Raw genomic sequence first — 9092 nt, 5'->3', positions numbered from 1 at the left:
TGGTAGGACGTGGCGAGGCTGACCATATTGAGCCCGGCACGCTCGACGAGATCACGCTCGATCGTCTCCAGTCCGATGTCCTGGATGTCCCAGGGATAGGTCCACATTGATAGCTGCATGGTCATCCTCGGCTTCCTTGCATCGCCCGGCGTTTGCTCTCAGCTGTCCACCGGCTCCGCGACTTGCATCAAGCAATCGCCTGCCTCGCACATCGTGTGCAGCCGGCGCGACAGCACGATGCCGCTTTCGGCGAAATGCAGGGCTTCCTCGCCGAAGTCGAGCCGTTCAAGGTCGTGGTACCAGCCGGCAAGCTGTCCGGCGCTGACGCTGTCGCCGAGCCTGACCGCTGGCTCGAACCAGCCGCGCCGCGTGGCATAGATGCCCTGGCTGTGCCGCGACAGCGAAAGCAGCCGCGTTGGAGCGGCAGGCTCGGCCTCCGGCGCCAGAACGGGCGCCTCGACCAAGCCCAGCGCCATCATCAGCCTGTCGAGCACACGGGCGGTGAGCGCCATGGAATCCACCGTTGCCGTGCCGCCACCGCCGAACTCGCCGCTGACGCCGATCGCGCCGGCACGGCGCGCGGCACCCATCGAGGTCGGCGACGCCGGGCCGTTGTCGGCGATGAAGCCATGGGGCATGCCGAGCGTGCGCATCAATTCGACGCCGCGCCGGTGACGCTCCGGGTCGGCATTGCGTTCGACCAGCGCCGTCGGCAGATGCTCCATCGACGTGCCGCCGGAATGGATGTCGAAGACGACGTCGTGCCGGGCAAACAGCTCAGTCTCGAGGAAATGCGCGAGCCGGCTGGTCGGCGCGCCCGACGGATCGCCCGGAAAGGCGCGGTTGAGGTTGCCGCCGTCGAGCGGCGAGCAGCGCTTGGCGGCCATCACCGCCGGCGCGTTCGCCATCGGCAGGATGGTGACGCGACCCCTGATCCGCTTGGGATCGAGCCTGCGCACAAGCCTGGCCAGCGACAGCTCGCCCTCATATTCGTCGCCGTGATTGCCGGCCATCAAAAGCAGCGACGGGCCTTCGCCGTTGCGGATCAGGCAGATCGGCACCTTGACCTGGAAATAGGGCGAGCGGTCGATCGAGAACGGGATGCTCAAATGACCTGATGTCTTGCCGTCGCGGTCGAAATCGAGCGTGTGGACGAGGCCGGTGTGCATGGTTCTCTCTCAGACGGCCGCCACCGCCGTGACCTCGATGCGCAGGTCCGGATCGGCCAGGCGTGCCTCGACGCACGCACGGGCAGGCAGCCGTGACGGATCCACCCAGGCATCGTAGATCTTGTTCATGGCATCGAAGTCGCCGATCTGCGGCAGGAAGATGTTGACCGCCACCAGCTTCGACTTGCTGCTGCCGGCCTCGATGAGCAGCGACTCGATCTTGGCCAGCACGTCACTCGTCTGCGCCTCGATGCCGGCCTTGCGGTCGTTGGCGACCTGCCCCGCGATGTGCACCATGCCGCCATAGACGACGGCCTGCGACATGCGGTACCCGGACTGGAAGTACTTGATCATGACGGATCCTTTCGAGGTTCTCTCATAGGGCTCTGGTCAGCCGAAATAGGTGGGGAAGGCGTGCGCCACATGCCCGTTTCCATCGACGCCGAAGATGACGCGGTAGCGGTCGAGGCACGTGCAAGGGTGCGAGATGCCGAACTCGACGACGTCGCCGACGGCGATGTCGTCGCCCGGCTGAAGCGACAGGAAGGCATGCTGGTCGTTGAGTTTTATGACCTCGGCTTTCGGCGGCACCGCAAGCGCATGGCCGGCGCGATGGACCATCAACGGCTTCGGGAAGCCTTGGTCGAACGAGACGTCGCGCATCCCCATGCCGCAGATGGCGAGGCTTGGTTCTGGCCGCGACAGCACCTCGGCCCAGATGCGCAGCGCCGGGCGGAACAAGCGCCGCGCCGAAACACTCGCGCCATTGACGGTAAAACCGTTGCGGGCATCGACCGCCCCCAGCGATCGATCGTAGACGCCATGATCGTGGAAGAAGATGGCGCCGCTGCGCAGCACCAGCCTCGCATTGCTGTCCTTCGCGACAATGTGCGAAAGCGCCGCGACCACCTTGTCGAAAAAGACCGAACCGCCGGCCGTCGCGATCAATGGCGCCTCGCCGCCGACGCGGGCGCGGAGCCTGAGGAACATGTCGCCGACGTTTGCCAGCAGCGCCGACACCACCTCGTCGGCACGCACCGGATCGGACTGGGCTGCCGCACCTTCATAGGTCGCGACGCCGGCGATCAGCAGCCGTCCACCGGTCGCCGCGATTGCATCGGCGATCGCTTCCGCCTCAGCCGTGCTTCGCGCGCCTGCCCTGGCCGCGCCGAGCTCGACCAGAACGGGCAATGGCTGCAAGGCAGAATTGGCCCGCCAGGCTTGCGCCAGCGCGCCCACGGCGGGGACAGAGTCGGCAAAGATGTTAAGCTCGGCATCCGGCCAGGCGCCGGCGAGTGCCGCGAGGCGGCTGGCGCCGCCCGCGCCGCCGACCTCGTTGGCGATGATCAGCCGCGTCAGCCCGGCTTTCAGCATCACGGTGGCCTGCCTGATGTCGGCGACCGTCGTGCCCCATGCGCCGGCCTCGACCAGCGAACGGGCAAGGTCCGGCGCCATCGGCGTCTTGGCGTGCGGCGCGATCTCGGCGCCCTGCTCGCGGACATAACGCAGGAAGAGGTCGCGATTTGAGGTGAAGGCGGCCTCGTCGAGCGTCAGCAAAGGCAGCGACATGCGGCCGTCTGCCGGATGCCAGCCTTGTTGCCCGACCTGTCTGCTGTCCAGCCCGGAGGTGCCTGGCGGCACGCCGCGGACGCGGTCGTCGAGCAGAAAATTTTCATGCACGACGAGCGGCGGAGCCGGTGTGTTTTCACTCATCCGATGCTACCCCTTGCGCCGTTCCAGAGAGATTGCCGGTGCCGGTCATCGCTTGAGAGAAACGCATGCCCATTCCCTACGGTGGACCGATCATCGATGCCCATCATCATCTCTGGGACCTGGGTCTCGGCCGCAATCCCTGGCTGACGCCCACGGCCGGCGAACGCGGCGGCCTGGGCGAGCTTGGCCCGCTGCGCCGCAACTATCTGCCCCAGGATTATCTGCGCGATGCCGCCCGGCACGCTGTCGTCGCCACCGTCCATGTCGAAGCCGGCTGGGCTGCCGACGACTGCGTCGGCGAGACCCGCTGGCTGGAGACGCTGGACAAGTCGCAGGGCATCCCGACACGCTATGTCGTGCACGTGCCGCTGGCCAGCCGGCAGGCCCCGGCGCTGATCGAAGCGCAGGCTGCCTTCCATCGCGTCGTCGGCGTGCGCGATATTCTGAGCTGGGACCCCGATCCGGCGCGTCGCTTCGCCGCCCGCGACGGCATCATGGACGATCCGGCCTGGCGCTCCGGACTGAAGCTGCTCGCGCGCCACGGGCTCTCCTTTGACCTGATGGTGTTCCCGCGCCAACTGGCTGATGCCGCTCGCCTCGCCGCGGCCTTTCCGGATCAGCAATTCGTCCTCAACCATTGCGGCAGCCCGATCGACCGTGACACCGACGGCATGCGCAGGTGGCGCGACGGGCTGCGGCTTCTGGCGCAGCGCGACAACGTTGCCGTCAAGATCTCGGACCTCGTCGCCTACGATCATGACTGGACGCTCGACAGCCTGCGGCCGGTGGTGCTGCACTGCATCGACTGTTTTGGAACGAAGCGCGCCATGTTCGGCTCCGACTTCCCGGTCGCCGGCCTGCATGCCTCGTTCGACGAAGTGTACGACAGCTTCAAGGCCATTGCTTCCGGCCTTTCCGCGGACGAGCAGGCGGCGCTGTTCTTCGGCAACGCCAAGCGCATCTACCGGCTGGACGACGTGTCATCGACGAGCCTGCTCCCGGCCTGAGAGAAGCAGCAGGCCGAGGATCAGCGAGCCGAACAGGATGCTGCGCCAACCGGGAGATGCGTTGACCACGGTGATCAGCGCGGTGATGGTCACCAAGAGGATCGCGCCGGGAATGGTGCCGGCATAGGTGCCGAGCCCGCCGAGAATGGACGTGCCGCCGAGCACCACCGCGGCGATCGATGCAAGCAAGTAGGGATCGCCGATCCCGACATAGCCCTGTCCGTTCATGCCGAGCACAAGCACGCCCGCCAACCCCGCCGTGAAGCCGCTGATGCCATAGACGGCGAGTGTCGTCGACGTCACCGGCACGCCGGACAGGGCCGCGGCAAGCGGATTGGCGCCCATGGCGAAGATGCGCGCGCCGAACGGCGTGGCGTGCATGACCGTCAGCACAATCGCGGAAACGGCCACCCAGAGCAGGATGCCCGCCGGGATCCCTGCCGGCCGCGCATTGCCGAGCCAATGCACCAGCGGGTTCTCGGCGGTGACGGCACTGCCGCCAGCAATGATGATCAGAAGCCCTTGCAGGAAGGTCGCCATGGCCAGCGTCATGATCATGGGATGAACGCGCAGCAGCGCCACGCCGAGCCCGTTGACCAGCCCGATCACCGTGGTCAGCGCAAGCACCGCGAGCACCGGCGCAAGGCCGGTCGGGTCGGCCTGCCATGGCAAGAGCGGCAGGCTGATGGCGCTGACGGTGACGATCGCCGCAACCGAAAGATCGATGCCGCCGGCGATCACGACGAAGGTCTGGCCCGCCGCGACCAGGCCGATCACGGCGCCGAGTTCGACCAGATAGCGCAGATGGCCATAGGCGCCGAAGCCGCGCGACGCGAAGCTCGCCCCGATCCAGACTGCCGCGACAATGGCCACGGTGAGGAAGGGCCGGCTCTTCAGGATCGCCTTGGCGCGCTTGCCGCCCGCGCTTTCGTTCCAGGCTGTCATGGCTGCACCTTACGGAATTGCGGGATGGCGACGGCGCCGATGATGATCAGCCCCTGCGCGACATACTGCGCCACCGGCGTGAAGCCGAGGAAGAACATGACGCTGATCATCAGGCTGAGCAACAGGCTGCCGGCGAGCGCGCCGCGCATCGTGCCTTGCCCGCCGAGGAAACCGATGCCGCCGAGCACGGCGGCGGCGATGGAGTTGAGCGTGAAGGCATTGCCGATCACCGGATCGCCCGAGCCCGTCTGCGCGGCGACGAACAGGCCGGCGCTGGTCGAGAGCAGGCCGCTGATCGCATAGGCGGCGACGCGCGCCATATCGACCGGCACGCCGGACCGAAAGGCGCCGACCGGATTCTCGCCGGCGGCGTAGAGGCTCAGTCCCAGCGGCGTGGCGAGATAGAGCTTCCAAAGGAGAACGATTGCCAACAGAAGCACGAAGGCCGCTGGCGTGTCGCCGGCCAGCAGGTCGGACAACCATTCCGGAATGGAGCCACCCGGCCTTGGCAGGATCAGCAGTGCGGCGCCACCAATGATGAAGGAACCGGCGAGCGTGACCACGATCGCCGGCAAGCGAAGCCGCACTACGATCAAGCCGGTAACGGCTCCGATGCCGAGCCCGGTCAGCGCCACCGCGGCGGCGCCGCCGGCGACGCCGAGTGGCCCGGCCATGGTGGTCGCGGCGATGACCGCCCCGAGACTGACGGTGGCGCCGATCGCCAGGCTGATGCCGCCCGTAAGCATGAGGATCGCCTGCGCCATCGCCACCAGCGCCAGCGGAAACCAGCTCTGGGTGAACTTGGCGAAGCCGGAGGCCGTGAACAGGCCAGGAAACAGCACGCCATAAGCAATGAGGAATGCGAGCACGACGACGAACAGGCTGCGCACGCCGATATTGCGGCGCGCTTGCACCGGCCAATAGAGGGCGCCGGCGGTTTTCGCGGGGGAAGAAGTACTCATGCCGCGACCTTCTGTCTCTCGGCGCCCATCGCCGCCGACACGATGGCTTCCTCGCTCAGCGCCGCGCGTTCGAGCGTGGCCGCGATGCGACCTTCCCGCACCACCGCCACACGGTCGCACAGATGCACCAGTTCCGGCGTGTCGGAACTGAGCAGCACGACGGCCTTGCCAGCGGCGGCGAAGGCGCGCAGCATCAGATAGATCTCGCGCTTGGTCTCGACATCAACACCGCGTGTCGGGTCGTTGAGCAGCAGCACCAGCGGATCATGCGGCATCCATTTTGCCAGCGCGACCTTCTGCTGGTTGCCACCGGACAGCGCCTGCGCCGGCCGCTCGAGATCGCCCTTGATGGCGAGCTGCGCGGCAAGGCCCTTTGCCGTCTTGCGTTCGGCCTGGCGGCTGCGCAGCTTCAGCGCCGGCAGCCGCGCGAAGGCAGGCAGCATCATGTTGGTGATGATCGGATGGATCAGGTGCAGTCCCTCGCGCTTGCGGTCGGCCGGCACGTAGGCGAGGCCGAGCGCATTGGCCTTCGGCACACCACCGGGCAGGCCCGGGGCACCGTTGACGGTCGCCGACTTCGTCCTCGCCGGGATGGCGCCGTAGAGGCCGAGCAACAGGTCCTCCTGCCCCTGCCCGACCAGGCCGCCAATGCCCAGCACCTCGCCCGTCCTGATGTCGAGATCGACGTCGCGCATCAGGCCGGCCGCAAAGTTGCGGACCGAGATGGCGGTGGCCGGCGAGGCGGAAGCCTGCCACTTGGGAAAGAGATCGCCAGGGTCGCGACCGACCATCAGCCGCACCAGCCCGGCGGCGTCGGTTCCGTCCAGCGAGCGGTCCGCCGTGCAGGTGCCGTCCTTGAGGACGGTGACATGCTGGCAGAGCGTCATCACTTCGTTGAGCCGGTGCGAGATGTAGAGGATGGCGATGCCTTCCCGGCGCAGCCGCGCCAACAGATCGGTCAATATTTTCGTCTCCGTCGCCGACAGCGACGAGGTCGGTTCGTCGAGGATTAGCACGCGTGGCCGGCGGTAGAGCGCCTTGGCGATCTCCACCATCTGTCGGCGCCCGAGCGGCAGTTGCCCGACGGGCGTCGACAGTGGCTCGTGCAGCCCGACGAGGTCGCACGCCGCCCTTGCCCGGGCGGCGAGCTCATTGTAGTCGACCAGGCCGAACCGCTTCGGATAGGCGCCGAGGCCGATATTCTCGGCGATCGAAAGGCTGGCGGTCAGGCTGAGCTCCTGCTGCACGACGGCAATGCCGGCCTGCCGCGCCAGCGCCGGCGTCATGCGCGCCACCCCGCGCCCGTCGACCTCGATCGTCCCGCCATCCGGGCGCAGCGCCCCGGACAGAAGGTTGATCAGGGTCGACTTTCCGGCGCCATTCTCGCCGAGCAGCGCATGCACGCGGCCCGGCTGGAGAGCGATGGAAACGTCGCGCAAGACCGGATTGCCGAAGAAGGCCTTCGACACCCCCCGCGCGGCTAGGAGCGGAGCCATGGTTGTCAATGCTACAACCCTTCCGGCCTATTTCTGCGCCAGCAGCTTCTTGAACAGCTCCTCATCGTAGGGCGAATAGATATAGCCGTCAGCCGGGAAATCCTTGGCCCGGGCGAGGTACTCGTCGATGTTGGAATTGTCGATCACCGGCAACGGGATCTTGACGAAGGCCGGCACGTCCTTGCCTTCGAGCGCCTGGACGGCAGTGTAGGTAGCGAAGGCGCCGAGCCAGTTCGGCTGCATGGTGGCCCAGCTCTTCAGGCCCTTTTCCTTCCACAGTTCGAGGAACTGCCGAGCGTTCTCGCCGGTGATCGGCACCTGGTCGCGGCCCTGCTTGTCGAGTGCCAGCACCGCGCCCGCCGACAGCGCGCCGCCGAGCGACAGGATGCCGTCGATTTCGGGATTGGCGAACAGCAGGCTGGTGACGGCTTCCTGCGCCGGCGCGACATTGTAGGGTGTGTTGGTCTCGGCCAGGATCTTCACGTCCGGGTGAGCCTTGAGCTCGGCATCGGCGCCCTTGCGGCGATCGTCGCTGACCGAGACGCCGGCCGGACCGTTGAGGATCAGGATCTTGCCCTTGCCGCCGATGGCGTCGATCAGGAACTTGGCGGCCTGGTCGCCCCACTGCGAGGAATCGGTGTTGACCTTGGCGGTCACCTGGTCGGTGTCGACGAGGCTGTCGAAGTTGATAATAGCGATGCCCTTGGCGCAGGCATCGGCGATAACGCGCGCCGGCGCGGTCGATGAGCCGGCGATCAGGATGATGGCGTCGACATTGGAGTCGATCATCGACTGGATCTGCTGGATCTGCACGTTGGCGTCGCCCTGGGCGTCGGTGACGACCAGCTTGTCGACCAGCCCCTGCTTCTTCAGCGCCTCGACCTCGGCCTCGATGGTGCCCTGCGTCTGCTTCATCCAGGTCGGCACCGAATAGATGTTGGCCCAGCCGATCGTGTACGGCGCCTTGCGGTCGCCCTTGATGCATTTGGCGGCGGCATTGGCCTGCGAGCCTACGCCCAAGGCCAAGACGAGACCGAGGCAAAGGGCGCTGGCGGATGCGAAAAACGGCGATTTCATCATGACTGTTCCCCTTCAGTGGTTGTGTCCGGGCGTGCGGAGTCGGGACGACAAAACCGCCGGTTGCCGCGTTGCGGAACCGCCCGTTTTTTCGTCTGGACTTCTCTGTCCGGCTCGTTAATCTGTCCGGTATTTCAGACATCGTGCCTGTATATCGGACAGGCGGGATGCTAGACTGAGCCTTGGCATCTTTCAAGCGTCTTGAGACGAGGACTTAAAATGATTTTGGACGGCCGAAATGAGCGATAGCGCGACCGATCTGATCGAGGCGGGTGGCGCTGCACCGCAAGGCGGCGAGCGCCGCCGCGGCATCGACCGCGTCATCATGCTGCTCGAGGCGCTGCTCAGGCATCGTGCGCCGGTGCGCGTCGGCGACCTCGCCAAGATGATTGGCGCGCCGCGCTCGACCACCTACGAGATCGTCAACAGCCTGCTCGAAGCCGAGATGCTCGAGAATGTCGGCACCGAGGGCTATGTCTATTTCGGCCGCGCGATGCACCTGTTCGGCTGGGCCTATTCGCATCACAATGCGCACTACCGTCGCATCCTCGAGACGCTGGACAGGATGGCCGCGGAGACCGGCGAGACCGTTCAGATGTGCGGTCTGCGCGGCAACAAATATGTCGTCCTCGACTGCCGGGATTCGCCCGGCCCGTTCCGCATTTCCAGCGATGTCGGCGTCGAGGTCCCGATCCCGTGGACGGCATCGGGACGGCTTCTGGT

General features: G+C 66.5%; 9 protein-coding genes. 2 read left to right on the top strand and 7 right to left on the bottom strand.

Annotated elements, in window-relative coordinates:
- Window positions 1-158 precede the first annotated feature (158 nt).
- From EN745_RS23285 to EN745_RS23275, 3 genes are read right to left on the bottom strand one after another with little or no spacing between them, the layout of a single operon-like run.
- Window positions 159-1169: a succinylglutamate desuccinylase/aspartoacylase family protein gene (locus EN745_RS23285; protein ID WP_127422363.1), complete on the bottom strand. Its 1011-nt coding sequence runs from the start codon at window positions 1167-1169 to the stop codon at window positions 159-161.
- Window positions 1170-1178: 9 nt separating this feature from the next.
- Window positions 1179-1523, bottom strand: a complete 345-nt coding sequence (locus EN745_RS23280; protein WP_127422362.1) for a RidA family protein — start codon at window positions 1521-1523, stop codon at window positions 1179-1181.
- A gap of 36 nt (window positions 1524-1559) precedes the next feature.
- Complete coding sequence (locus tag EN745_RS23275; protein ID WP_127422361.1) at window positions 1560-2882, bottom strand: alanine racemase; 1323 nt, start codon at window positions 2880-2882, stop codon at window positions 1560-1562.
- A 65-nt stretch (window positions 2883-2947) separates the two neighbouring features.
- Here EN745_RS23275 and EN745_RS23270 point away from each other — a divergent pair, with 65 nt between their 5' ends.
- Window positions 2948-3889, top strand: a complete 942-nt coding sequence (locus tag EN745_RS23270) for an amidohydrolase family protein (RefSeq protein WP_127422360.1) — start codon at window positions 2948-2950, stop codon at window positions 3887-3889.
- Here the strand turns inward: EN745_RS23270 and EN745_RS23265 are convergent.
- Genes EN745_RS23265 through EN745_RS23250 form a run of 4 tightly spaced genes read right to left on the bottom strand, consistent with a single transcriptional unit; the run spans window position 3863 to window position 8372 of the window.
- Window positions 3863-4834, bottom strand: a complete 972-nt coding sequence (locus EN745_RS23265; protein WP_127422359.1) for an ABC transporter permease — start codon at window positions 4832-4834, stop codon at window positions 3863-3865. The genes EN745_RS23270 and EN745_RS23265 overlap by 27 nt on opposite strands.
- Window positions 4831-5796 carry an ABC transporter permease gene (locus tag EN745_RS23260; protein ID WP_126058956.1) on the bottom strand — a complete coding sequence of 322 codons (966 nt, stop codon included), beginning with the start codon at window positions 5794-5796 and terminating at the stop codon, window positions 4831-4833. Before EN745_RS23260 ends, EN745_RS23265 begins: the two co-directional genes overlap by 4 nt.
- Window positions 5793-7292 carry a sugar ABC transporter ATP-binding protein gene (locus tag EN745_RS23255; protein WP_189363136.1) on the bottom strand — a complete coding sequence of 500 codons (1500 nt, stop codon included), beginning with the start codon at window positions 7290-7292 and terminating at the stop codon, window positions 5793-5795. Before EN745_RS23255 ends, EN745_RS23260 begins: the two co-directional genes overlap by 4 nt.
- Before the next feature lie 27 nt (window positions 7293-7319).
- On the bottom strand, window positions 7320-8372 hold the full coding sequence (locus EN745_RS23250; RefSeq protein WP_126058954.1) for an ABC transporter substrate-binding protein: 1053 nt from the start codon (window positions 8370-8372) through the stop codon (window positions 7320-7322).
- A 235-nt stretch (window positions 8373-8607) separates the two neighbouring features.
- Between EN745_RS23250 and EN745_RS23245 the strand changes: the two genes are divergently transcribed.
- The coding region (locus EN745_RS23245; RefSeq protein ID WP_245487809.1) for a helix-turn-helix domain-containing protein at window positions 8608-9092 on the top strand (485 nt) is incomplete at its 3' end.

The organism is Mesorhizobium sp. M4A.F.Ca.ET.022.05.2.1, assembly GCF_003998845.1.
In the GTDB taxonomy this organism is placed as follows: Bacteria; Pseudomonadota; Alphaproteobacteria; order Rhizobiales; family Rhizobiaceae; genus Mesorhizobium.
The sequence above is the reverse complement of the archived record's forward strand: the minus strand, read 5'-3'. Positions and strand labels throughout refer to the sequence as shown.